19 protein-coding genes are annotated in these 24,322 nt (G+C 66.1%); 6 read left to right on the top strand and 13 right to left on the bottom strand.

Translation table 11 applies throughout. The features are described 5' to 3' along the window. Window positions 1-82 precede the first annotated feature (82 nt). Together DI041_RS17290 and DI041_RS17285 are read left to right on the top strand one after the other, a co-directional pair. Window positions 83-535, top strand: coding sequence for a guanyl-specific ribonuclease (locus DI041_RS17290; RefSeq protein ID WP_136639508.1), 453 nt, complete (start codon window positions 83-85; stop codon window positions 533-535). Beyond that, window positions 532-945 (top strand): barstar family protein, encoded by a 414-nt coding sequence (locus DI041_RS17285; protein WP_006377729.1) that lies wholly within the window; start codon window positions 532-534, stop codon window positions 943-945. The genes DI041_RS17290 and DI041_RS17285 overlap by 4 nt, the downstream gene beginning before the upstream one ends. A 144-nt stretch (window positions 946-1,089) precedes the next feature. Here the strand turns inward: DI041_RS17285 and DI041_RS17280 are convergent, their stop codons facing one another. Beyond that, entirely contained in the window at window positions 1,090-2,856 is a 1,767-nt protein-coding gene (locus tag DI041_RS17280; RefSeq protein WP_136639507.1) for a hypothetical protein, read from the bottom strand. Window positions 2,857-2,866: 10 nt separating this feature from the next. Continuing rightward, on the bottom strand, window positions 2,867-3,466 hold the full coding sequence (locus tag DI041_RS17275) for an NfuA family Fe-S biogenesis protein (protein ID WP_006377738.1): 600 nt from the start codon (window positions 3,464-3,466) through the stop codon (window positions 2,867-2,869). Between the two features lie 90 nt (window positions 3,467-3,556). Between DI041_RS17275 and DI041_RS17270 the strand changes: the two genes are divergently transcribed. The 3 genes from DI041_RS17270 to zupT all read left to right on the top strand — a co-directional run bounded on the left by DI041_RS17270 (window position 3,557) and on the right by zupT (window position 5,227). After that, window positions 3,557-3,907, top strand: a complete 351-nt coding sequence (locus DI041_RS17270) for a 4a-hydroxytetrahydrobiopterin dehydratase (RefSeq protein ID WP_006377739.1) — start codon at window positions 3,557-3,559, stop codon at window positions 3,905-3,907. Next, the gene (locus DI041_RS17265; protein WP_046984361.1) at window positions 3,904-4,320 is read left to right on the top strand and encodes an energy transducer TonB; all 417 of its coding nucleotides are present in this window, start codon (window positions 3,904-3,906) and stop codon (window positions 4,318-4,320) included. The genes DI041_RS17270 and DI041_RS17265 overlap by 4 nt, the downstream gene beginning before the upstream one ends. Before the next feature lie 97 nt (window positions 4,321-4,417). Further along, window positions 4,418-5,227, top strand: coding sequence for a zinc transporter ZupT (zupT, locus tag DI041_RS17260; RefSeq protein WP_006456115.1), 810 nt, complete (start codon window positions 4,418-4,420; stop codon window positions 5,225-5,227). A gap of 126 nt (window positions 5,228-5,353) precedes the next feature. On the opposite strand, the gene DI041_RS17255 is transcribed toward zupT, so the two are convergent. Continuing rightward, entirely contained in the window at window positions 5,354-6,328 is a 975-nt protein-coding gene (locus tag DI041_RS17255) for an RluA family pseudouridine synthase (protein ID WP_136639506.1), read from the bottom strand. Window positions 6,329-6,736: 408 nt separating this feature from the next. Here DI041_RS17255 and DI041_RS17250 point away from each other — a divergent pair, with 408 nt between their 5' ends. After that, entirely contained in the window at window positions 6,737-10,051 is a 3,315-nt protein-coding gene (locus DI041_RS17250) for an Rne/Rng family ribonuclease (protein ID WP_136639505.1), read from the top strand. A 142-nt stretch (window positions 10,052-10,193) separates the two neighbouring features. On the opposite strand, the gene DI041_RS17245 is transcribed toward DI041_RS17250, so the two are convergent. The 10 genes from DI041_RS17245 to DI041_RS17200 form a co-directional block, all read right to left on the bottom strand. Then, the gene (locus DI041_RS17245; RefSeq protein ID WP_136639504.1) at window positions 10,194-11,081 is read right to left on the bottom strand and encodes an endonuclease/exonuclease/phosphatase family protein; all 888 of its coding nucleotides are present in this window, start codon (window positions 11,079-11,081) and stop codon (window positions 10,194-10,196) included. Between the two features lie 2 nt (window positions 11,082-11,083). Continuing rightward, a complete protein-coding gene (locus DI041_RS17240; protein ID WP_136639503.1) occupies window positions 11,084-14,251 on the bottom strand; it encodes a discoidin domain-containing protein in 3,168 nt (1,055 codons plus the stop codon). Next, window positions 14,248-15,084 carry a carbohydrate ABC transporter permease gene (locus DI041_RS17235; RefSeq protein WP_006378064.1) on the bottom strand — a complete coding sequence of 279 codons (837 nt, stop codon included), beginning with the start codon at window positions 15,082-15,084 and terminating at the stop codon, window positions 14,248-14,250. The genes DI041_RS17240 and DI041_RS17235 overlap by 4 nt, the downstream gene beginning before the upstream one ends. Further along, window positions 15,081-15,962, bottom strand: a complete 882-nt coding sequence (locus tag DI041_RS17230; protein ID WP_046984366.1) for a carbohydrate ABC transporter permease — start codon at window positions 15,960-15,962, stop codon at window positions 15,081-15,083. Before DI041_RS17230 ends, DI041_RS17235 begins: the two co-directional genes overlap by 4 nt. Continuing rightward, window positions 15,959-17,299, bottom strand: a complete 1,341-nt coding sequence (locus DI041_RS17225; RefSeq protein WP_006378067.1) for a sugar ABC transporter substrate-binding protein — start codon at window positions 17,297-17,299, stop codon at window positions 15,959-15,961. Before DI041_RS17225 ends, DI041_RS17230 begins: the two co-directional genes overlap by 4 nt. Window positions 17,300-17,303: 4 nt before the next feature. Beyond that, window positions 17,304-18,908 carry a glucoamylase family protein gene (locus DI041_RS17220; protein WP_136639502.1) on the bottom strand — a complete coding sequence of 535 codons (1,605 nt, stop codon included), beginning with the start codon at window positions 18,906-18,908 and terminating at the stop codon, window positions 17,304-17,306. Between the two features lie 251 nt (window positions 18,909-19,159). Continuing rightward, window positions 19,160-22,246, bottom strand: coding sequence for a TonB-dependent receptor (locus DI041_RS17215; protein WP_136639501.1), 3,087 nt, complete (start codon window positions 22,244-22,246; stop codon window positions 19,160-19,162). Between the two features lie 76 nt (window positions 22,247-22,322). Next, window positions 22,323-23,360, bottom strand: coding sequence for a LacI family DNA-binding transcriptional regulator (locus tag DI041_RS17210; RefSeq protein ID WP_046984369.1), 1,038 nt, complete (start codon window positions 23,358-23,360; stop codon window positions 22,323-22,325). A 148-nt stretch (window positions 23,361-23,508) separates the two neighbouring features. Further along, on the bottom strand, window positions 23,509-23,784 hold the full coding sequence (locus DI041_RS17205) for a BolA family protein (protein ID WP_046984370.1): 276 nt from the start codon (window positions 23,782-23,784) through the stop codon (window positions 23,509-23,511). Further along, entirely contained in the window at window positions 23,781-24,080 is a 300-nt protein-coding gene (locus tag DI041_RS17200) for a YciI family protein (RefSeq protein WP_046984387.1), read from the bottom strand. Before DI041_RS17200 ends, DI041_RS17205 begins: the two co-directional genes overlap by 4 nt. Window positions 24,081-24,322 lie beyond the last annotated feature (242 nt).

Here is a 24,322-nt window from a genome sequence, read left to right as displayed (position 1 = left end):
GCAGTGACGCGACGCCGTCCTCATGCACCGTGCAGCGCACAGGCGCTACAGTGCCTGCACCACCCTCTCCCGCCCCTGCCCCATGCGCAACCCCCGGCTGCTGATCACCGCCATCGCCCTGCTCGTGCTCGGCCTGGTCGTCAACCATTTCATGCAGCGGCCTCCGGCGCCGCAGTTCGCACCGGACCTGCAGAGCGCGCCCGCTGCACGCACAACGCCTGCGCGCAGCAGCAATGACAGCGGCCTGCCGGCCTTCCTGCCCGCCGAGGCACGCCAGACCATTGCCCTGATCCAGCGCGGCGGTCCGTTCCCGCATCGCCAGGACGGCAGCATCTTCGGCAACCGCGAACAGCAACTGCCGCAGCGCTCGCGCGGCTACTACCGCGAATACACCGTTGACACCCCCGGTGCGCGTACCCGCGGCACGCGCCGCATCGTCACCGGTGGCGATCCGCCGGAGGCGTGGTACTACACCGACGACCACTACGCATCGTTCCGCAGCTTCACCGTACCGGCCCCGGGAGCGCAGCAATGAGCCACGACGATTTCGGCCTCGGCCTGCACGACATCAACAATGCCGGCGTCTATGCCATCGACAGCGACGACATCAGCGCACTGGCCGCAGCGATGCGCGATGCCGGCCTGAAGGTGATACGCATCGACCTGGATGGCGTGGCCGACAAGCGCACCCTGCTTGCCCGTCTGGCTGCGCAGCTGGATTTCCCGGCGGGGTTCGGCGGCAACTGGGATGCGCTGTCGGACAATCTGCGCGACCTGCAGTGGCTGCCGGCCAACGGCTATGCGCTGTTCCTGGCCGATGTCGACGCATTCCGTGCGGCCACGCAGAAGGATTTCGATACCCTGCTGGACGTGATGGACGAAGCCAGCCGCGACTGGGTCGGCCGCGACGTACCGTTCTGGGTATTCCTGTCGCAGAGCGCGTGAGGTAGATGCCCTGGTAGATGCCGACCTTGGTCGGCATGCGCTGATGCCTTGGCAGATGCCGACCTTGGTCGGCGTTTCTGTGCCAACCAAGGTTGGCACCTACCAAAGCGCGAGCCGGCCAGCGTGCGGGGCGCGGCCCCCTGCCTAGCGGCTGCCGTTATCTTCCTGCAGTTCCTTTTTGAACGGGATGTCTGGCGGCGGTCGCGCCACGGCCGGCTGGTCCTGCATGTTCGGGTTGGTCAGCCCACAGCCGCCGCCCGCCTGCAGGATCGAGATCACGCAGGAAATCTTCGAGTTCGTACCCGGCAATGGAATCTCCATCGCCTTGATGCCCTTGCGCACCCATTCGGCCAACAGCGATTCCTGCGGCACCCAGTACTTGTCGAACGAGGTGGGTGTGTAGTCGTACGGTGGTCGCTTCAACCAGGTGCCCGATTGCGCAATGCGTTCCTTGCTCCAGCCATCGTTGGCGCCACCGGGCGCACCGCGCTCGGCACGACCCTCGCCTTCCTGGCCCGGCACGCGCACGCTGCCATCTGCATTGAACAGGCCACTGCCCTTGCCGGTGGTGCTGGCCTGGCGGGCGCCCTTGTCGGCGCCGTCATGGTTGCGGTTCGATGCGCCCCAGTCATCACCCTTGGCGGGCGTGGCCCAGTTGCCCGGATTGGGCGCCGGGCGCGCCCCTGCCTGAGCCGGGGTCGTGCTGGATGCAGCAGGCCGCGCAGTACTGCTGTTCGCCTGCGTCGCGCTGCCATTGGCTGCCGGCGCGGGCGTTGCCGCGGGTGCATTCCCACTGAAAGACGATGGGGCTGCCGCCGGTGCCGAGGCTACTTCGCGCTCGCGCACCTGTACGTCACGACCCGCCGGCGCATGCACCGCCGGTTCACGACCGGCGACGGTTGCCATCCGCACCTGCGGATCGACCACCGCCTGCACTTCACGCTCGCGCACCTGCACGTCCCGCTGCGGCACGCGCACCTGCACGTCGGCCGTGCGCAGCGGCTGCGGCACAACCGGCGCGTCGACCGTACTGACTTCGCGCTCCTGCACCTGGATCTCGCGCAACTGCGGCGATCGCACCGCAACCTCAGGCGCCTGCACCGTAGTGGGCGTCGGCGTTGCCTGCACCGGCTGCACGCTGCGCTCGCGTACCGAGGGCGTGGTATCGCGCGGCACGATGCTGACTTCGGTGCGCGGCACGCTGACCGGAGGCACCACGAAATCGGTGCTGGCCTGGGCTACTTCGGTAGCCTGCACCGGCGACGGCGGCGGCGCGGCAACCGGTGCGGGGTCGGCTTCGGCCGGCGGCGACGGCGCGCTGGCTGTCGGTGCTGGAGCCGGTGCGGGTGCGGGCGACGACGCGGCCGCAGGACGCGGCTCAGGTGCAGTCGCTGCCCCTGCTTCCTGGCCGACGGCAACCTGGCCGGCCGGTGCCGCCGCAGCCGCCTCGGCACCCGGCTGATCGCCCCCGCCTTCCTGTGTGGCGCGTCCGACGAATTCCACCTGCACACGCTCGCCTTCGGCACCGTCCTGCTCCGGCTCGGTGGTGCGGATCACGGCGACCCACAGCAACAGTACGAAGAACAGCAGGTGCAGCAGCGCACTGGCCAGTGCCGAGATCCAACGCATCCAGCGCTGGTCGCGCGGCGCCGCATCCCAGTCCTGCCAGAACAGGCGGCGCAGCGCCTGCCAGGGGGACAACGCAGGCAACCGCCCGGGCGGGCCAGGCAGCGGGCGCGGCAGCAGTACCGCAATCACTTCGCGGGCATGCAACGGCCGCGACAGCGGGCCCAGCGAGCGCAGCCACAGCGCCCAGCCGTACGGCAGGCGCGTGGTTTTTTCGAGGACGGCGCTTGGCTGCTGGCGGGCCAGCAGCAGGTCGATGAGTTGCTCGGCCCGGGTCAGAGGCACGCGTCAGCGATCAGGCGGCGTTGCCGCGAGGAATATACGGCGCGTGGCCACTGTCGTGGTCGGTCGCGTCACGCACAGCGGTCACGCCCGGCACGCGGCCCATCAGGGTCTTCTCGATACCCTGCTTGAGGGTCACATCGGCCATGCCACAGCCCTGGCAACCACCACCGAAGCGCAGCAGCACTACGCCTTCAGCCGAGACTTCCTGCACCGCCACCTTGCCGCCATGCGACGCCAGCTGCGGGTTGATTTCGTTTTCCACCACCCAGTGCACGCGCTCCACCAGCGAGGCGGCATCACCGGGCGCTTCGCCCTTGATGCGCGGTGCCTTGATGGTCAGCTGCTGGGCGCCCGCGGTACCGGCGACGATGTCGATCTCGGCACCGTCAAGCCAACCCACGCTGGCTGCATCGACGTAGAGGGTGAAGCCATCGCAGTCCACCGCCCACTCGTCACCAAGCAGGTCGCTCGGCTCGGCGAACTCCAGCCGGGCATCGGCGCGCGGGGTACCGGGATCGACCGCGCTCAGGCGCACGCCCATGCCGGGCGCGCCCTCGCGTTCGATCAGCTTGCGGAAATGGGTCTGGGCAGTGTCGGAGATCTGGATCATCAGGCTATTCTAGCCAAGTAAGCGTCAGCCGCTCATTCGGTTTATACACCGTCCGGCGCATTGTTCAGTCAACACGAGGTGGAGATTCCCATGGCCGACCTGATTCCGCTGGCCCAGGCCCGTTGCGTGCCGCGCAAAGGCAGCGACCACAAGCTCGGCGAAGCCCGCCTGGCCGAACTGTTGCCGCAGGTTCCCGGCTGGGAGCTGAGCGAGGGAGGCCAGGCGCTGCTGCGCACCTTCCGCTTCAAGAACTACTACGCCACCATGGCCTTCGTGAACGCGCTGGCCTGGATTGCCCACCACGAGGACCATCACCCGGACCTGGGCGTGCACTACGACCGCGCGGTCGTGCGCTTTTCCACCCACGACGTGGGCGGCCTGAGCGAAAACGACTTCATCTGCGCGGCCAAGACTTCGGCCCTGACGGAGCAACTGCCATGAACGTACGCCTGCTGAGCCTGTCCCTGATCGCTGCGACCGGCCTGGCCGGTTGTGGCGCGTCCGAACCGGCGGCCCCGCCCCCGCCGCCGCCGACTGAAGTGGCTGCGGTTAAGACGCCGCCGCCGCAGTACCCGCTGGAACTGGCCTGCATGGGCGTGGGGGGTACCAGCACCTTCAAGGTGACCATCGGTACCGACGGCAAGCCCAGCGAGGTCGCCCTGCTGACCGGCGCCGGCAACCCGCAACTGGACGAGCTGGCCAAGACCGCCGTGCAGGGCTGGCAGTTCAACGCCGCCACCCGCAATGGCCAGCCGGTGCCCGCCACCATCCAGGTGCCGGTCAGCTTCAACCCGCCGCAGCCGAAGCCAGACCAGTGCTTCGCGATTGAAGAACGCCTGCGCCGCGGCGGCTGATCGCCCGCACCCGACGAGGCCAGCCGACGCCCGCCTCGCCCTTGCCGCCCCGGCCCTGTCCGGGGCGGTTGTCTGTTGACCAGGATCGCGTCGGTACATGCTGCAGATTCCCCCCGAAAATGTCTGGATCGCGCTGGCGGTCACCCTCGCGGCCGGCCTCGCCACCGCCATCGGCAGCCTGCTGGTGCTGTTCTCGCGCCGGCCCAATCCGCGCCTGCTGGCGTTCGGCCTGGCCTTCGCCGGTGGTGCGATGGTCTATGTGTCGCTGTCGGAGATCCTCAACAAGTCCATTGCCTCGTTCGCGCTGGCCTATGGCGAGCGCACCGGCTTCACCTACGGCACCCTGGCCTTCCTGCTCGGCGTGATCGTGATCGTGCTGATCGATCACTTCATCCCCAACCCGCATGACAGCCTGGACAAGCAGGACCCGGCGTTCCGCGAGAACAGCCGCGAGTACCTGAAGCGGGTCGCCCTGTTGACCTCGATCGCGATCACCGCGCACAATTTCCCGGAAGGGCTGGCAACGTTCTTCGCGACGCTGGAGAGCCCGTCGGTGGGCATGCCGCTTGCCTTCGCCATTGCCATCCACAACATTCCCGAGGGCATCGCCATTGCGGTGCCGGTGTACTTCGCCACCCAGAACAAGTTCTACGCATTCAGCGCCAGCCTGCTGTCGGGCCTGGCCGAACCGGTGGGCGCGGCGCTTGGCTACTGGCTGCTGTCCGGATCACTGTCGCACGCCACCTTCGGCTGGGTGTTCGGGCTGATCGCCGGTGTGATGGTGTTCCTGGCGCTGGATGAGCTGCTGCCGGCGGCCAAGCGCTATGCCAAGGGCCACGAGACGGTGTATGGACTGGTGGCAGGCATGGGCACGCTGGCGATCAGCCTGGTGCTGTTCAAGTGGTGAGGGGTTTGCGGCCCACTCCGTAAAGTCGAGCTTGCTCGATGGGCTTTCCGCGCGACCCTACCGAAGCGCAGTCGAGCATGGCTCGATTCCACAGGGGGAGACGCCGAGCATGGCCCGGCGCTACCTTCAGCGAAGCCGGTCCAGCGCCTCGACCAACTCATCAGCCAGCGGCGCGTTCAGCACATACGGTGTCTTGCCCGCGTCCAGCGCGAACTCCAGCGACGCAGCGTGCAGGAACAGGCGTTTCAGCCCGATCTGCTCACGAAGCCGCTTGTTGACCGCAGGATCGCCGTATTTGTCGTCACCGGCCACCGGGTGCCCCAGATGCTGGGCATGCACGCGGATCTGGTGGGTGCGGCCGGTTTCGATGCGCACCTCGCAGTAGGAATGGCCGCTGCGGCGCTCAAGCACCCGGAAGTGGCTGATCGATTCCTTGCCGATCGCATTGACCTGCACATGGCGCTCGCCGCCCTGGCGCAGGCCCACGTGCAGAGGCGCGTCGACCGTCATCACACCGTCGGGCATGCGCCCGGCCAGCAGGGTCAGGTAGCGCTTGCGGATGCCGGCGCCATGGTCTTCACGCAGCAGCGCCTGCAGTTCGCTCAGCGCCGAGCGCTTCTTGGCCACGATCAGCAGGCCCGAGGTGTCGCGATCCAACCGGTGGACCAGCTCCAGGGTCTGGCCCGGCCGCAGGGCGCGCAGGGTCTCGATGGCGCCGAAGCTGATGCCGCTGCCACCGTGGCTGGCCACGCCGGTCGGCTTGTTCAGGGCCAGCAGGCGGGCATCCTCGAAGACGATGGCCTGCTCCAGGCGGCGCATGAACGCCTCCGGCGGGCCGGCCTTGTCTCCCTCTTCAGTGAGACGAACCGGCGGCACACGCACCTCATCGCCCGCTTCCAGCTTCCGCTCGGCCTTGGCACGGCCGCCATTCACGCGCACCTGGCCGCTGCGCACCAGCTTGTAGACCAGGCTGCGCGGAGCGCCTTTCAGCTGGCCCAGCAGGAAATTGTCCAGGCGCTGGCCGGCGCGGTCGGCGGGAACGGTGATCATGCGCACGGAAGGCTTGTCGCCAGCGGGCTTGGTGGGGTCTTGGGCGGTCATCAGGCTGTTTATTCTGTTACACTCGGGGGGCGATATAAGGGATTGATTTCGTTGGAAGTTACTCAGGGCCAGAAGCCCAGCTTCCGACGAATCCGGCACAGTGCGCGACCACCGCCCGCGGGGCGGCCATGTTAGCGGCTCACCGGCCTTCCCGGCCATCGCCGGATGTCTGACACACAACCGTGCTGAACATGTCCCGCGTGGCGCTCCAGCCTGGCTGACAGCTGCCTGCGGCCTTGTAACACCCCAAAACCCATAAGAGTGAAGCGCTCCCGCGGCCTGCCGTGGTGTCGTAGCGCTGGAAACCCAAGCCGCCCTCCCCGCGCTTGCGCGAATGGGCGGCGAACCGTGTCCAGAGGCGAAACCCCATGGCGTTCCGCGCGGTAGCCGCTTGCGAGGAACGCAACAATGAAGCGAATGCTGATCAACGCCACGCAGGCTGAAGAGCTGCGTGTTGCCATCGTGGATGGCCAGTCGTTGTATGACATCGACATCGAACAGCCGTCGAAGGAACAGAAGAAGTCCAACATCTACAAGGGCCGGATCTTCCGCATCGAGCCCTCGCTGGAAGCGGCCTTCGTTGAGTACGGTGGCGGCCGCCATGGCTTCCTGCCGCTGAAGGAAATCTCCCGCGACTATTTCCAGGCCGGTGTCGACCACAACAAGGCCGGCATCCGCGAGCTGCTGAGGGAAGGCCAGGAAATCGTTGTCCAGGTCGACAAGGAAGAGCGCGGCAACAAGGGCGCTGCCCTGACCACGTTCATCTCGCTGGCCGGCCGCTACATGGTGCTGATGCCGAACTCGCCCAGCGCGGGCGGTGTCTCCCGTCGCATCGAAGGCGAGGACCGGGCCGCCCTGAAGGACGCCCTGGACAAGCTGAACATCCCCGACGACATGGGCGTGATCATCCGCACCGCCGGCGTCGGCCGCGATGCCGAAGAGCTGCAGTGGGATCTGGACTACCTGCTCAACGTCTGGCGCGCGATCGCCGAAGCGGCCCTGAGCAAGCCGGCCCCCTTCCTGATCTACCAGGAATCGCGCCTGATCGTGCGCGCCCTCCGTGACTACCTGCGCGCCGACATCGGCGAGATCCTGGTGGACACCGAGGAGATGTACGAGCACGCCAAGGAGTTCATGCAGCAGGTGATGCCGCAGACCCTGCGCAAGCTCAAGCATTACAAGGACGACATCCCGCTGTTCAACCGCTTCCAGATCGAATCGCAGATCGAGGGCGCCTACGAGCGCAACGTGCGCCTGCCGTCGGGTGGTTCGATCGTGGTCGACCAGACCGAAGCGCTGACCGCCGTCGACGTCAACTCCTCGCGCGCCACCAAGGGCAGCGACATCGAGGACACCGCGTTCCAGACCAACCTGGAAGCGGCTGAGGAAGTGGCCCGCCAGCTGCGCCTGCGCGACCTGGGTGGCCTGGTGGTCATCGATTTCATCGACATGGCCTCCAACAAGCACCAGCGTGAGGTCGAAAACCGCCTCGCCAACGCGCTGAAGTACGACCGTGCACGCGTGCAGGTCGGCCGCATCTCGCGCTTCGGCCTGCTGGAAATGAGCCGCCAGCGCCTGCGCCCGAGCCTGGGCGAGTCGAGCCAGATCGTCTGCCCGCGTTGCGACGGCCACGGCCGCATGCGCAGCGTCGAGTCGCTGTCGCTGTCGATCATCCGCGTCGCTGAAGAGCATGCGATGAAGGAGAACACCGGGCAGGTGCTGGTACAGGCCCCGGTGGAGATCGCCAATTACCTGCTGAACGAGAAGCGCAGCGCCCTGCGCGAGATCGAGCAGCGCCACGAGGCGCCGATCGTGATCGTCGCCGATGAGCAGCTGCACACCCCGCACTACGCCGTCACCCGCCTGCGCGACAACGAGCTGGGCGAGGAAAGTGGCAGGCCGAGTTACCAGCGCGGCACCCCGCGCAAGCTGCCGGTTCACGCGCTGACCAAGGGCCAGCTGAACATTCCGCCGCCGATGGTGACCCAGGTCAAGCACAACTCCCCCGCCCCGGTGCGTGAGGAAGTGGAGCCGGCTGCAGCCCCGGCTCCGGCACCAGTGGCCGCAGTCGCTCCGGCCGCAGCCGCCAGTGGTGGCGTCGTCGGCTGGCTGAAGCGCATCTTTGGCGGCGAGCCGGCACCGGCGCCCGCACCGGCTCCGGCCGCACGCCAGCCGCAACAGGACGGTGGCCGCCGTGACCGCAACAAGGATCGCAACAAGGACCGCAAGGACCGTCGCGATGACAGCCGCGGCAACGGCAATGCGCAGCAGCAGAAGGACGGCGGCAACCGCAAGGACCGCGGTGAGCAGCGCAAGGACGGCCGCCAGGGTGGCAACGGCGCCAATCCTGGCACTGGTAATGCCCAGCAGCCGCAGCAGGGCAAGCAGAAGGATCAGCAGAAGGACGGCCAGCAGCAGCCGCAGCAGAACAAGCAGCGCAACGAGCCGCAGGCCCAGAACCCGCAGCAGCAGCAGCCGAAGCTGAAGCAACCCCGGCAGCCGCGTCCGCAGCAGGACGGCGACAAGCCGGCCGAAAAGCCGCAGCGCAACGCCGCCGAAGCCGCTGCTGAAGTGGCAACCGCGGCCGCCGCGGTGACCGCGACGGCGGCCGTCGCCAATACCGTGACCGCGCAGGAAGCCACTGCACCGGTTGCACCGGTTGCCACTGCCGCTCCGGTGGACGCTGCCCCGGTGGTCGACACCGCCATGGCCGCAGGCGCCGAGGCTGAAGCTGCTGTCGTGACCGGTGAAGAGGCTGCGGCCGAGGCCACGGGCGACCAGACTGGCGAGGGCGCGAGCCGTCGTCGTCGTGGCCGTCGTGGTGGCCGCCGCCGCCGCCGCGGTGGCGCCGAGAACGCCACCGGCAATGACGCCTTGGGCGACGATCAGGACGACGGTGACGAAGGCGATGACGCTGACGGCACCGAACCGAACGTCGGCAACACCGGCGAGGCCGCTCCGGTCGGCGTCAGCCAGCTGACCCGTTCGCAGCCGGAGTTCGATTTCGACGACGAGGCCGAACCGGCCGCCGTCGAAGCAGAGAAGCCGGCCCGCGCCGCCGCAGCTGTCGTGGCCGCGCCGGTCGCGGTGGTAAGCAGCGCCGTGGTCGAGGCCGCCGTTCCGGCCGTCGCCGAGACCGCAGACCCGGTTGAGACCATTGCCAAGTCCGAAACGGCATCCTCGCCGGTGCAGACCAGCATGCTCGACGCCATCGACGCAGCAACCCCGGCACAGCCGGTCGCCGTTGCCGCCCCGGTGGCAGAAGTAAAGCCGGTCGTGGAAGAGGTCGCTCCGGTGATCGAAGCGAAGCCGGTGGTGGTTGAAGCCGCTCCGGTGGTCGAGTCGAAGCCGGCGGTGGTTGAAGCCGCTCCGGTGGTCGAGTCGAAGCCGGCGGTGGTTGAAGCCGCTCCGGTGGTCGAGTCGAAGCCGGCCATGGTTGAAGCCGCTCCGGTGGCTGAAGCGAAGCCGATCGTGGTTGAAGCTGCCGCGGCGGTTGAAGCGCCGCAGGTCGTCGAGACCGCGCCGATCGCTGAACAGCCGGTCGCTGCGGTAGTGGTGGAAGCCGCACCGGTGGAAGCCGCTGCACCGGTCGCCGAGGCGGTGGTGACGCCGTCGATCGACCCGGTCGCCGATGGCCACACCGACGCTGCCGCCCAGGCTGCTGAAGCCAAGACCGACGAAGAAGACGAAGAAGCCGCCAAGCGCACGCCGCCGGCGAACTGATCGATCTTTGATCGCGTGAAAACCAAACGGCGGGGATCGATGATCCCCGTCGTTTTTGTTTGTGCGTTGGGTAGAGGCCGACCCTGGTCGGCGCTGTTGGTTCGTGCCAACCAAGGTTGGCACCTACCGAAGCGTGTCTGCGTCAGGGTTTCGGCGCGAACTGCAGGCGGGTCCACACGCCGTAGTGGTCCGAGGCCCAGCGGCCGCTGTCGTCGGGCTGATCGAACAGGATCCTCGCCTCGCGCGCCACCATTTCATCCTGCTGAAAGAAGATGTGATCGATCCGCGATGGCGCCTGGTAATAGTGGCGGTTGAGCGTACTGACCCCGGCCAGGTCGGTGTTGACATGCACGCTGCCGTAGCTGTCGCCGTAGTGGCTGCGCAGTTCGCTCAGATCGCCGGCATCCACCAGCGCGTTGAAATCGCCTGCGATCACCACCGGTGCCGCAGCGGAAGTGGCCGTGATGAAGCGCAGCAGATCCTCCACCTGGGTGCGACGGATACGTTGGCCGCTTTCATCGCTGCGCTCATTGAGATGGGTGGCATAGACGTTCACCGGTCTGCCATCGACGTCGATGCGCAGATGGGCGACGGTGCGGTAGTCATCCAGTGGCAGCAGCAGGTGATCGTTCCGGGCCAGCACCGGGCGCCGGGTCAGCAGCGCATTGCCATAGCGCTTCGGGGCCCCGACCGGATCGGTGGAAACGAACAGATACGTGTAGCCGAGCTGGCTGGCCAGCCACTGCGCCTGGTTGCGCAGGGTGCGGCGCTGGATCACCTCCTGCAGGGCAATCGCATCGGGCTGCAGGCGCTTGAGTTCGGCAACGATGCTGCGCCGGCGGCTCGGCCAGTCCTCGCGATCATGATGCAGATTGAAGGTGACCATGCTCATGCCCGACGCATGGGCGGTATCGGCCGGCAACGTCGTTGCCGGCGTTGCCGCCGCCATCGTGAAGCCTGGCAGTGCCAACGCGACGGCCAGCCCAAGGGCACGCACGACCGTGCGCGCCCTCGCCCCCTGTTGTTTCATCGTTACTGTCCCTTGCGTTCTGCGCGGCGCACCGCGCTTGGCACTTCAATCTCGACCCGCGCAGGCAACTGGTGCACGTGCAGTTCCTTGTTGACCCACTCGGCCGTTTCGCCGTTGATGGTCGCCTCGCCCGGATCACCCGCGTATGGCCATGGCAGCACCACGCCACCGACCGGCGGTACCAGGCCCGGCTGCACGTCCAGCACCAGCTGCTTTTCGCTGCGCTGCAGGCGATAGTTGAGCTGGCCCTGCGGTGTGCGCAGGCCCTGCACGGCAATGCCCTCGCCCTGCAGCCACGCGCTCGGCACGCCCGCGGCCAGCACCAGCGCGTCGTCCATGTCGCGGTGGTAAGCAAACATGTCCAGCGCCGAGCGCACGAAGTCCGAGGCCACCCAGGCATGCGGCAGGTCGCCGACGAAGAACGGCTTGCGCGGCGTACGCGAGACCACTTCGGCCCACTGGTTCCAGGCCTGCGGCGCGCGATCCTTGAAGAAGAACTCGGTGGCCTGCCAGGCACGGTCGCGCCAGCCCAGGCGTACGAACGCGGCCACGTTGCGCCATTCGTAAGGCGTGTAGTCCTTCCACTCGCGCTTGCCGTCACGGCGGGCGACGAACTCCTTCCAGTAGCGCTCGAAGGTCGCCTCCAGCGCCTGCTGTGGCAGCCGGTCCTGCTCGCCGCCCGGGGCCAGTGCGATGGTGGTCGAGGTCGCGTCGAAGTCGCCCAGCTCGGCCGAGCCCGGGAGATAGTCGATGTTGTGCTGCTGCATCGCCGACAGCAGCGACGCCTGCAGGTCGTCGCGGAACTGGTCGCGCGATTCGGCAATCTGCATCGCTTCAACCTTGCCCAGCTGGGTGGCCAGCTGCGCCGCATCCTTGTAGCCACGCAGCGCCCAGAAGTTGTCCCAGTACGAGTGCATCGGCTTGGCCGAGTAACCCTCATGGCTGATCGACGCCGGCATCATCCCGTAGAAGGCCGGATTGCGCGCACGGTTCTCGTCGGTGCGCTCACTGGCGCGCAGCTGCTCCATGTAGGTGTAGGCGCCCTGTACGTGCGGCCACATCAGTTCCACGAAAGTGCTGTCGCCGGTGTAGCGGCCGTACTCGGCGATGCTGTAGATCAACTCGCCGTGGCTGTCGTTTTCCGGCACCGGGTCGCTGCCGCGCGCGTCGACGCAGCACGGCACCTTGCCATTCTCGAACTGGTAGGGCGCGTACCAGTTGATGTAGTCGCGCACGGCATCGCTGCGACCCATGCGCAGCAGGCCTTCGGAAATCATCGCGCCGTCTCGGATCCAGCTGCGTGCATATGACCGCGTGCCCGGCTGCAGGCGCGGGCCAACACGAGAGATCAGCATGTGCGCGACCGCGGTGCGGAGGGTGTCGACCAGCGCTTGGCCGGCAGCCGGCACCTGCAGCGACACCACGCCCAGTTTCTGCCGCCACTGTTCAGCCACCTGGGCCTGGGCCTTGGCCACGTCCAGTGCCTGCGGCGCCCAACCTCCGGTCTGCGGCAGTACCACCGCCACTTCGCGGCTCTGGCCGGGCTCCAGCCTGATCGTATACATCAGCGCGCCCGACGCCATGCCGGTGCTGTCCTTCACCGTCGTGGTGGCCGGATACTTTCCCTCCGCCAGATGCATCACATCCAGCTTGCCGTCGAAGGTGCTGGCGAAGCGTGCGTCCGGCACCTGCAGCGGATAGATGCGCGGCTCGCCATTGATCCGCACCAGCTGCTCGCCGACATCCAGCGCATCGATGCGGCTGAAGCCACCGACGGTGTTGAGGAACTGTGTCGGCGGGTTGACCTGCCAGGGGCGGATCGCCAGCGCCAGGGTGTACTCGTGCGCGACCTTGTCCGGGTTGCTGAGACGATAGCGACCGATCAGCTGCGCGCGCTCGGGAGTGCCCTGCACGAAGCTGGTTACCGCCAGGCCGGCCTTCTCATGTACCCAATCGACGTTGGCGATCGGCAGGTAGTGGTCCTGCAGCGATTGGGTGATGGCGACCTTGGACCAGTCCAGCAGCTTGCCATCGAGGCGGATGAACGGCTCGATGCTGAAGCTGCCCTTGGCCGGCTCCAGTGCGCCGTCCTCGCTGATCAGCGCCTGCTCCTGGCCGCCATCGAGGCCCAGCAGGGTCCAGTACGGCTGCTCGCCCACGTAGGCACGCGGCAGCGACCCGCGCGGCAGGTCGGCGGCCACCGAAGACAGGAATGCGTTCGGGGTCGCGGCGAAGGCCAACGGCTTGAGCGCGATGTCACGGATGCCGTAGCGCCAGTTCGGGCCATCCTGCAGGTCGAAGCGCACGTAGCGTGCATCGGTATCCGGCAGCGCCAGCCAATCACGGCCACCGGCACCACTGGTCACCTCACGCACGGTGCGCCAGTCACGGCCATCCTCGGAGGTGCGCACGGTGTAGCGGCGGGCCTCCAGGTTCGGCAACCAGTCGATCACCGCGCCACCGATCTCGCGGCTCTTGTGCAGGTCCAGGCTGATGGTCTGCTGCTTGACCCCGCCACTGATCCAGAAGGTATCGCTCCTGCCATCGATCATGCGGTCCTGCAGCGCCATCGCGGTATCTGCGATCACCGACGGCACCAGCGCCGAATCATCCTGCGGTGGCAGGCCCTGCAGGGTCAGCTTGTCGAAGCACACCGTGCCGCGCCCACCGACCTTGCTGTAGAGGGTGAACTCCACCGCCGCGCTGCGCGACATCTCCTTCTCGGGCGACGGCCCCCAGGCCTTGTCGATCTGGCGGCGGCGATACTCGACCGGTGTCCATGTCTTGGGGAAGGCGTAGCCAGGACGGTTGACCCACCAGACGTTATCGCCGCTGGCGTCGATCAGCTTGAACTGCAGGTCGTTGCCCGGCGAGTCACCGCGCAGCTGGAAGCCAAAACGATAGTTGACCGGGTATTCGATGTTCAGCGCGCGACGGATGCCGACGTAGCCGGAGACGTTGTGGAAGTCGTAATCCAGGCACAGCGCGCGGCCGCCGCCGGCACCGCTGACCGGCCGCAGCGAACCGCTGACCTGGTCGGACAGCACCAGCTTCCAGGCACTGATGTCGTCGAAGTCGTCCAGCACCTTCGGCGCCGGCAGCGCCGGAGGTGCGGCGATCGCCAGGGAGGTCCACAACAGGCCCAGTCCAACGGCGATCGCTCGCTTCATCCTTTGACGCTCCCCAGCAACAGACCTTGGATGTAGTACCGCTGCAGCACCAGGAACAGCGCCAGCACCGGAACCACGGTGACCACCGCGCCGGCCATCATCATTTCCACGTCCATGATGTGCTCGCGCGAGAGGGTGGCCAGCGCCACCGGCAAAGTGTAGTGCTCCTGGTCAGTCAGCACGATCAACGGCCACATGAAATCGTTCCATGCGCCCATGAAGGTGAAGATGGCCAGGGTCACCAGCACCGGCTTGAGCATCGGCAGCACGATCTGGAAGAAGATGCGCAACTCCCCTGCCCCATCGATGCGCGCTGCTTCCAGCAGTTCGTCGGGGATCGAACGCGCGTACTGGCGGACCAGGAAGATGCCGAACACGCTGGCCAGCGCCGGCACGATCACGCCGCCGAAGCTGTTGACCAGGCCGAGCTGCTTCATCAGCAGGAACAGCGGCAGCATCGCCACTTGTGCCGGGATCACCAGTGCGGCCATCAACACCTGGAACAGGCGTTCGCGGCCGACGAAGTTCAGCTTGGCGAACGCATAGCCGGCCATGGTGTTGAGCAGCAGCGAGCCGAGGGTGATGCCCACCGACACCAGCAGGCTATTGGCGAAGTTGCCACCCATGCCGGTGCGCGCGAACAACTCATGGTAGTTGCGCGTGGTGATGCTGGACGGCAGCAACGGCGGCGGGAAGTGGGTCGCCTCGCCCTGCGGCATGAACGAGACCGAGAGCATCCACAGCAGCGGTGCCAGGCTGACCAGGGCCAGCACAAGCAACGCACCATTGATCAACCACGGATACCAGCGCGACTGGCCGATTTCACGACTCATACCAACTGCCTCTTGCGGCCGAAACGCAGCATCACGGTGGTCACCGCCAGGATGATCAGGAACAGCAGGAACGCCACTGCGGAGGCGCGTCCCAGGTTCCACCACTTGAAGCCTTCCTCGAACATGAAATACAGCACGCTGACGGTGCTCTGCAGTGGGTCGCCGCGGGTCATCACGTAGGGCTCTGCGAACAGCTGGAAGTAGCCGGACACGGTGATCACGCCGACCACCAGCAGCACCGGGCCGAGCATCGGCAGGGTGATGTGCAGGAACTGCTTCCAGCGCGAGGCACCGTCGATGCGGGCGGCCTCGTACAGGTCATGCGGGATCGCCTGCAGGCCCGCCAGGAAGATCACCATGTTGTAGCCGAAGTTCTTCCACACCGCGAACAGCATGATGGTCGGCATCGCCCAGTTGGGATCGCCCAGCCAGTCGATCGGACTGATGCCCAGATGCCCCAGACCGTAGTTCACCAGACCGTAGCTGGTATGGAACAGGTAGCGCCAGATCACCGCCACCGCCACCAGCGTGGTCACCACCGGCGCGAACAGCGCGGTACGGAACAACGCCTTGAAGCGCGCGGCCGGTGCATTCAGCAGCATCGCCGCGCCCAGCGACACGCCGATCGACAACGGCACGCCGATCAGCACGAAGTAGGTCGTGTTCCACAGCGACTTCCAGAACATCGGCGTCTGCAGCAAGTCGACATAGTTGCCCAGGCCGACGAAGCGCAGGTTGCTGCTGTCAGCCAGGGCATACAGGTCGAAGTCGGTCACGCTCAGCGCCAGCGCCGAGGCGACCGGCAGGCCGAAGAACATGCCCAGCACGATCAGCGAGGGACCGGCAAAGATCCAGCCGGCAAGTGAAGTACGTTTCATTGCGCGCTCCCGGCGGCCACGGCACTGCTCGATTGCGGCGACGGCACGCGCTGCTGCAGGCGTTGTTGTTCATGCATCCAGCGGCGCTTGGCCAGCACCTTGTCCACGCGCTGGTCCAGTTCTTCCACGGCCTTGTCCTGCGGCAGGCCGCCGCGCACCACCTTCTCGGTGACGATGCGCATTTCCTGCACGATGCGCTCCCATTCAAGCACCTTCGGCGTCGGCTTGACCCGTTCCAGCTGGTCACGGAACGCAGCAGCCAGCGGATCGTTGGCCAGCGAAGGCGCGTTCCAGGTGCTGCGGCGTGGCGGCAGGTCGCCGATGATCGAATGGAAGCGCGCCTGGATTTCCGGCCGCGACAGGAACTCGATCAGCTTCCACGACGCTTCCTTCTGCTGCGACTTGCGGAAGATCACCAGGCTTGTGCCACCGGCAATACCGGCGCCCGGGCCATCCGGGCCCGGCAGCGCGGCGGTGCCCCACTGCCCTTCCAGTTCCTTCGGCTGCAGCTTCTTGAACTCGCGGATGTTCCAGGGGCCGGAAATGTAGAACACGTTGAAGCCACGGAAGAACTCGTCCCAGACGTTGGAGATCTGCGTCTCGGACATCTTCGGCGCCCAGCCCTGCTCGAACATGTTGGCGTAGAAGGCCAGCGTGCGACGGAAACCGGGGCTGGCGAAGTTGCCGCGGGTGTCATCGTCGCGCAGCAGCGGATCAGGCTGCTGCAGCGCCAGCGACAGCTGCTGCTCGAACTCGTTGATCGGCATCAGCACCGCATAGCGGCTCGGGCCCTGCATTCGCTTGATTGCCGCCATCTGCTCGTCCCACTCCTGCCACGTGCGCGGCGGGTGGTCATAGCCGGCTTTGGCCAGCAGGTCCTTGCGGTAGTAGATCAGGCGCGTATCGACGTACCACGGCACGCCGACCAGTTCACCGTGGATCACGTTGGTATCCCAGATGCCCTGGAAATAGTCCTTCGGGTCGACCACGGCCGAACGCTGCACGAACGGCTGCAGCGGCGTCAGCGCGTCGAGTTCGGCGAACTCCGGCACCCAGGTGTTGCCGAGCTGGCACACGTCCGGCAGGCCGTCGGCGGCGAACGCGGTCAGCAGCTTCTCGTGCGCGGCCGTCCACGGGATGTTCTGCACATCCACCTTGATACCGGGGTTCTCGGCCTCGAATTCGTGGATCAATTCGCTGACCACCTCGGCTTCGCGCCCCATCGCCCAGAAGCGCACGGTGGTGGTGCCCGGCTCGGTGCGGGCGCAGCCGGCCACGGCCAATGCGGCCAGGGCAGGCAGCGCCCAGCGGCGCAGGCGGTCGATCCAGTTCGGCATCAGGTTACTTGCCCTGGCCTGTGGTGCGGTTGGCATTGTTCTTCTGTTCCTGCGCGGCAGCCGCGCGTGATTCGGCGATACCCACCGCGCGTGCCGCCGCGGCCTTTTCGTCTTTCTGCAGTTCCAGCGGCTGGAAGGAGCCTTCCGGCGCCAGCCAGCCACCGTTGAACCCGGCCCGCTCCAGGCCCTTGCGGATGTACGGGTTCTTCTTCATCACTTCCCAGACAAAGTCATCGCGGTAGTTGGCGATCATGGTCAGGATCGGGCCCTGGTCGATGGCGATGTAATCGCTGGCGACCCAGCCCCGATCCGGCACCAGGCGACCGGTCTTGATCGGGATGTCGTAGTTGAAGCTGGGGTTGAACGAATCCAGGAAGCCGTAGCTGGAATAGATGTAGTCGCCAAAGCGCTTGTGCATCTCCAGCGTGGCCGGGATCACCTGCTCGGGGGCGAACACCACCGACGCGATCGCAGCGGTGGGAGCGATGGTGCCGTCATCGAAGTTCTCGCGCAGGCCAGCGCCGCGCGAGGAGTAATGGCGGAACTGGCGCTGCTCGCCGCGATAGTCCTGGGTGGTGTTCTGCGGTCCGTCGCTGGCAGTCAGGCCCCACACGTTCTCGCCGTACTCCTTCCACTGCATGGGGTTGGCGATGGCGTATTCGCGTTGGGCCAGCGCGGCCGAGCGGCTGTTGAGGAAATAAGTGCTGCCGCGCTCGCGCATGTACGCGTCCTGGATGTCGCGGAAGTCGATCCAGACGTGGCTGTACTGGTGGCCGAACAACGGGCCGAATGACAGGTATTCCTGGCCCTGGTACACGCCCCAGTCGTTGTCATAGGTACGCGTCCACACGGTCCACGCATCCGGGCTGACCGGATGCGTCGGCGAGCCCAGGGCGAGGATGTAGACCATCATCGCCTCGTTGTAGCCCATCCAGTCGTGGTCGATGAAGCCGCTCTCCGGGAACCAGCCCATCGAGATCAGCGGTGCACGCTGCTGCAGCCACGGCCAGTCGACCTTCTTGTACAGCGTGTCGGCGATCTGGCGGATCTCCTTCTCGCGCGGATCGTCGCCGTCGTAGTACGACTGCGCGAACAACACGCCCATCATCAGCAGTGCGGTATCCACCGAGGACAGTTCGACCCAGCTGTCGTAGCGGCGGCCTTCCTGCATGTCCAGGAAGTGGTAGTAGAAGCCCTTGTAGCCGGCCTTGCCGGTGCGCTGCGGGCCCATCGGCACGTCGCGGAAGAACTTCAGGGTGGTCAGCGTGCGGTCGATGGCCTGGTTGCGGCTGACCCAACCGTTCTCGATGCCGATCGGATAGGCAGTCAGCGCGAAGCCAACCGAGGCGATGCTGGCAAACGGCCTCGACGGGTAACGGTCCGGGGTCAGACCGTTGATTTCGTTGGTGGTGTCCCAGAAGAACTGGAAGGTACGGCGTTCGATGTCATCGAAAAGCGGCGGCAGCACCGGCTTCATCGGCCGCGGTGGCGCGTCGGCCTCGATCAGGATCACCTGCGGCTGAGGCTTGGCAGGCTCCTGCTGGGCCGGCTGGCAGGCAGCAACGACCAGGCTCAACGCTGCGACGGACAACAGATGGCGTGCCAGCATGGCGCGATTTCTCCGGTGGTCTGATCGATGGGAAAGCATACCGTCCAATGATCTGAAATCGTTTACAAGATGCGTTCTTAAAAAACCACGAAAAACGTGGTTTGACACCGCGATCATTGCCCACGCCGCTGCCCCCTGGCCGGCAGCGGCGTGGGCAATGGACCGGCACCGGGCCGGCCATTGCCGTTTTTTCATCCTGCCGATGCCGCCGGCGGACCGGCGGCATCGGGTATTGCTTCAGGCGGATCGGCTTAGAAGCGGAAGCCCACTTCCGCCTTGACCTGGCGCGGGGTACCGATGACGTCGCCGGTCTCGTTGTAGCTCACCAGCAGCTTGCCGTCCTGCTTGACGTAGTTCAGGTTCGAGAAGTTGTCGAAGTTGAGCACGTTGATGATGTCGATACGCGCGTACAGCTCGGTATCGCCAGCCAGCTTGAAGGTCTTGGTCGCCTGCAGATCCAGCGAGCGGTAGCCGAAGATCTTGCCACCGAGCAGGAAGCGGCCATTGCCACCCGGAGTACCGGCGGCCGGAGTCGGCAGGCAGTTGGCGGTGCCCGCCTGGGCGATGCAGGACCAGTCGTTGCCCGGCGTCGGCGTGGCCAGGGTCAGCTTGCCACCGAAGGTGATGCCCCAGAAGCCATCATACGAACCGGTCACCACCAGGCGGTGACGCGGCGCGCCGTTGGACTTGATGGTCGGGTATTCACCAATGGTGCCGCGATCGAACGAGTAATGCTCGTTGATGTTGCGGTTGTGACGCGCGTTGGTCCAGGTGTAGGCGATCGAAGTGCCCCAGCCGCTTTCCTTGCTGTACGGCTTCTGCGCCGACAGCAGGACCTGGGTCGATCGGGTCTTGATGCCCTGCTGGCCGATGATCAGGCTGCCGAAGCCCGGAATGTTGCAGTTCCACGGCTGGCCATAGGTCGGCTCCTTGGCACCACACAGCATCTGGTTGTCAAAGAAGTTGCCGTTGTTGAAGCGGTTGCCCAGGGTGAAGGCAAAGCCGTCATAGGTCAGCGTGCGGGAGATCGTGGCATCGGTCAGCCACTCGCCGAACTGGTTGCTCATGCCCAGGCTGAACTGGTCGGCGTACGGCACCTTCATGTTGTTGTTCAGCAGATCGACCTCCATGCCTTCATTGCTGGTGGCCCCCAGCAGTGCCTGCACGTTCTCGATGCCGTTCAGCAGGTTCGGGTTCCAGTCAAAGCACGGCGTCTGGCCATACATGCAGTTGCCGGTGGCCGGGTTGCGGAAATACACGGTCGGCTGCGGCAGCGCCAGCTTGGTGGTTTCCAGTGCCAGGTTGTCGAACAGGTCGCGGTCATAGGAACGGCCGGCGCCACCATGGAACACGTGTCGTTCGTCGGCATTGACGTCATACGAGAAGCCCAGGCGCGGCTGCCAGGCATTCTTGAAATTCTTGCGGTTGTGGCCGGTGCTGATGTAGTCGTTGACGTTCAATCCGCTGAGCGCCAGCGTCTGCGCGTAGGTCTGGGACACGCCCACCGGCGCGTTCGGATCCTGCGAGAACAGCGCTTTCACGACCTCCGGCGGGGTCACGAAATCGGTATAGACCGGATTCTTTTCGTAATCCCAGCGCAGGCCGATGTTCAGCTGCAGGTGATCGTTGACCTGCCAGTCATCCTGGATGAACAGACCAATCTGCTTGACCTTGGCGCGCACTTCAGACTGCACGCCGGTGACACCGGTGCTGGCCTTGGTGAACTGGGCCTTGTACGGCGTGCCCGACGGGAACGCCGGGTTGTCGATGGTGTAGGAGAACTGCGGATTGATCTGCGCCGCGTCGGAGGCGTACAGGTCGATCTGTTTGTACTTGGCCCCCATCTTGATGGTGTGGTCGCCGGCCCACTGCAGGCCATCGAGGGTCAGGTTGTCCTCGATCGCCCAGCCCTTCTGGCCCTTCACCTGCGAGGCGAAGGCATCGGCTGCGCCGACCTGGACAAGGGTCTTCTCCTGCGGACGGTTGGCGTCCGAGTCACCGAAATCCGGTGCGGTGTAGATGATGCCGTTGCCAAAGCTCAGCGGCAGCGGGTTGTTGAAGGCCTCTTCATGGGTGACCATCAGCTCGTTGTAGAAGCGCTCACCGCTGTGGTTCCAGCGCAGGGCGTAACGGCGGTCGGTGTTGTCAACGACCTTGCCGTGAACCTTTGCGGTCTGACCACTGAACTGCTGCTGGGTCTCGTCGCGGTCCTGGAAAGTCAGTTCGATGCGATCGTTGTCGGTCGGCTCGAAGTCGATCTTGGCGAAGATCAGGTCCTGCTGGAACGGCTGGCTGGCCGGGCCGAGGCCAGCGGCGCCGTCAGCCGGCAGCTTGGCGGCAGCGGGCGTCACTGCGCCGTCCGGTGCAATGGTCACCGGCAGGTCGAAGCGCTTGGCTTCATAGGTGACGAAGAAGTGGGCCTTGTCCTGGATGATCGGGCCACCCAAGGCGAAGCCATATTCCTTCTCGGCCGATTCTTCCTTGCTCTTGCCCGGCTGGCGTTCGGCCGGGGTCATCGCGCGCATGCTGTCGTTGGTGTAACGGTAGAAGGTTTCACCCTTGAACTCGTTGGTACCGGACTTGGTGGCGGCGGTGATCGCTGCACTGGACACCTGGCCGTACTCGGCCTTGTAGTTGCCGGTGATGACCTTGTATTCACCGATGGCCAGCTGCGGGAACGGATTGCCTGCGCTTCCGGACTGGCCGGAGATGCCGCCGCCCTTGACGTAGCTCTTCTGGCCCACGCCATCGATGTAGACGTTGGTGCCATCGGAATTGGTGGCGCCGCCGCGCAGCGAGGTGTTGCCCTTGGCATCGCGGGTGAAGATCATGCCCGGCACCGCGTCGGCGAACTCCAGGAAGTTGCGCGACACCTGCGGGGTAGTCTGGATCTGCTGCAGGCTGACAGTCTTGCCGACTTCAGAGGTGCGCACTTCCTGCAGCAGGGTCGGCGCAACAACGTTGACGGTGTCCAGGTTGGTGGCCGCGGTCGCGCCGGGGGTGCTGCTGGCGGCGTCGGCAAAGTTCAGGGTGGCGGTCGAGGCCACGGTGACGGTGACCTTCTGGGTCTGGCCGTTAGCGACCACGTTGTAGGTGCCCGGATCCAGGCCCATCAGCGAGTAGCTGCCATCGGCGCGGATGGTGCCGCGGCGGACGGTGCCGGTGGCCACGTTGGTGGCGGTGACTTCGGTGCCTGCCTGGGCGCCGGCAACCTGGCCGCGCAGGCTGGCGTTGGCCGACTGCGCCATGACGTTCGGAGCGGCGGCCAGCATCAGGCAACTGACCAGTGCGGTGCTCAGCAGCCGGCGTGCCGGCGTGCGGAAGGTGGTGTGCATCATCAACTCAATCTCCGGGTGGCGGTGACCGCTTGCGCGGTCCCTGCGATCAATCAAAAAAGAAGGAACGCCTCTGGCTTCAATGGCCCGATGGCGGAGTGGTGGAATCGCGAACTATCAAGCGGGGAACCAGGGTCTGCTTGTCCCCTGTCCCGTCCGTGGAGGTGCCGTCCATCAACTGCAGCAGGCGCGTCATGGCCCGGTCGCCGAGCTCGGCGATGCTGACCTGCATGGTGGTCAGCGACGGGTGGACGAAACGCGCCAGCGGAATGTCATCGAAACCCGCCAGCGCGACATCGGACGGGACCTGGACACCGGCCTGCGTGAACGCATACAGGCAGCCCAGGGCCATCATGTCGTTGGCCGCGAATACGGCATCGGGCAGCGCTCCGGCTGCCAGCAACTCCTGACCGGCGCGGTGGCCGGAAGCTTCGTCGAAATCACCGGGCAGCTCGATGCCTTCGGCGCCACTGCCAAAAGCCGCCAGCGCGTCACGGAAGCCACGCAGGCGCTCGCGCGCGTCGAAGTTGAGGTCCGGGCCAGAAATGAAGGCGATGCGGCGGTGACCGGCCTCGAGCAGGTGGCGGGTCATCGCCATCGCACCAGCATGGTCGTCGATGCTCAACACCGGATGGTCCTGACCGGGCAGATAGGTGTTGATCAACACCGTCGGCAACGACTGCGGCAGGTTGTCGGTCAGGAAGCCCGGACTCTCGGCATAAGGCGAGAGCACCAGCAGGCCATCGACGCGGCCGCGCATGGCGCGCAGGGCGGCGCCCTGCTGTTCCTGGTCGCCGTGGTAGCTGGACACCAGCAGGTGCTGGCGACGGCTACGGGCAACGTTGTCGATGCCGCGCATCAACTCGGAGAAGAATTCACCGTACAGGTCCGGCAGCACCACCCCCACCGTATTGGTGCGGCGGCTGCTCAGGCTGCGGGCGGCGGCGTGCGGGGTGTAACGCAGCCGTGCGGCGACCTCCAGCACAAGCTGGCGGACCGGTTCGGCGACATTTTCATGCCCGTTGAGCGCGCGGGAAACCGTGGCCACGGAGACCCGGGCTTCGCGTGCGACGTCTTTGATTGTGATAGCTGCCTTGTTCACGAAGCCGCCCTCCACGGCTTGGACCTACCAGCATTGGCGCGGAATGTAAGCGTTTCCATCTGGGCTTGTAAACAGTCCGTTAGGCGAATGTCCCGAAATGGACATGGAAATCTGTCTGCGCCGGCCCCTGCGGGGACCGGCCAGGACAGCGTGGGACAAGGCCTCAGCCCTGTTCTGACGGGGTCAGCGCACGGATGGACAGCGCGTGGATATCCGTCTCCATCATCGCTCCCAGCGCGGCGTAGACCGCGCGGTGACGGGCCAGCGGGCCCAGCCCGGCGAACCGATCACTGACCACATGCACGTTGAAATGGCCACGACCGTCGCGGGCGCCGGCATGGCCAGCATGGCGATGGCTGTCGTCCTCGATTTCGAGCACGATCGGGGCCAACGCTTGTTGCAGCGCATCACGAATCCGCTCGATCCGTTCCGCGTTCACGGCAGCACCTTGCGGAACGGCCGCACCTGCACATGGGTGTAGACACCTGCCGCCACGTAGGGGTCGGCATCGGCCCAGGCCTGCGCCTGCGGCAACGAATCGAACTGGGCAATCACCAACGAGCCACTGAAACCGGCCGGGCCCGGGTCTTCGCTGTCCACCGCCGGGCAAGGCCCGGCCAACAGGAGGCGACCTTCGTCGCGCAGCGCGTGCAGCCGCGCCAGGTGTTCCGGCCGCGCCTGCAGTCGTTGCGCCAGGACATCCTGGCCGTCATACCCTTCGATCACATACCACACCGGCATTTCCTCGCTCGCGTTGTCGGTGCGCTGATTCTAGCCAATGCGGCCCCTGCCCCGGTCGCAGCTGGACACTGGCGCGGCAAAGGCTTACTCTAGACTCCATTGCACGTGGCTGGATGCAGCAGCCCGTCGGTTTTTGCGGCCAACGCAGCCCCCGACGACCGTCCCGCTGTTTCAAAGGGGCCACGTAGACGACCTCCCCGTAGTCCCGTCGCTGCCGTTCCCTGCGGCGCGTCCTG

This window comes from Stenotrophomonas maltophilia, from assembly GCF_004920835.1.
Classification (GTDB): domain Bacteria; phylum Pseudomonadota; class Gammaproteobacteria; order Xanthomonadales; family Xanthomonadaceae; genus Stenotrophomonas; species Stenotrophomonas maltophilia_AQ.
The sequence above is the reverse complement of the archived record's forward strand: the minus strand, read 5'-3'. Positions and strand labels throughout refer to the sequence as shown.

Coding starts and splice junctions, on each gene's coding strand:
- DI041_RS17290 (WP_136639508.1), top strand. CDS start 83: ATGCGCAACCCCCGGCTGCTGATCACCGCCATCGCCCTGCTCGTGCTC.
- DI041_RS17285 (WP_006377729.1), top strand. CDS start 532: ATGAGCCACGACGATTTCGGCCTCGGCCTGCACGACATCAACAATGCC.
- DI041_RS17275 (WP_006377738.1), bottom strand. CDS start 3,466: ATGATCCAGATCTCCGACACTGCCCAGACCCATTTCCGCAAGCTGATC.
- DI041_RS17270 (WP_006377739.1), top strand. CDS start 3,557: ATGGCCGACCTGATTCCGCTGGCCCAGGCCCGTTGCGTGCCGCGCAAA.
- DI041_RS17265 (WP_046984361.1), top strand. CDS start 3,904: ATGAACGTACGCCTGCTGAGCCTGTCCCTGATCGCTGCGACCGGCCTG.
- zupT (WP_006456115.1), top strand. CDS start 4,418: ATGCTGCAGATTCCCCCCGAAAATGTCTGGATCGCGCTGGCGGTCACC.
- DI041_RS17255 (WP_136639506.1), bottom strand. CDS start 6,328: ATGACCGCCCAAGACCCCACCAAGCCCGCTGGCGACAAGCCTTCCGTG.
- DI041_RS17250 (WP_136639505.1), top strand. CDS start 6,737: ATGAAGCGAATGCTGATCAACGCCACGCAGGCTGAAGAGCTGCGTGTT.
- DI041_RS17245 (WP_136639504.1), bottom strand. CDS start 11,081: ATGAAACAACAGGGGGCGAGGGCGCGCACGGTCGTGCGTGCCCTTGGG.
- DI041_RS17240 (WP_136639503.1), bottom strand. CDS start 14,251: ATGAAGCGAGCGATCGCCGTTGGACTGGGCCTGTTGTGGACCTCCCTG.
- DI041_RS17235 (WP_006378064.1), bottom strand. CDS start 15,084: ATGAGTCGTGAAATCGGCCAGTCGCGCTGGTATCCGTGGTTGATCAAT.
- DI041_RS17230 (WP_046984366.1), bottom strand. CDS start 15,962: ATGAAACGTACTTCACTTGCCGGCTGGATCTTTGCCGGTCCCTCGCTG.
- DI041_RS17225 (WP_006378067.1), bottom strand. CDS start 17,299: ATGCCGAACTGGATCGACCGCCTGCGCCGCTGGGCGCTGCCTGCCCTG.
- DI041_RS17220 (WP_136639502.1), bottom strand. CDS start 18,908: ATGCTGGCACGCCATCTGTTGTCCGTCGCAGCGTTGAGCCTGGTCGTT.
- DI041_RS17215 (WP_136639501.1), bottom strand. CDS start 22,246: ATGATGCACACCACCTTCCGCACGCCGGCACGCCGGCTGCTGAGCACC.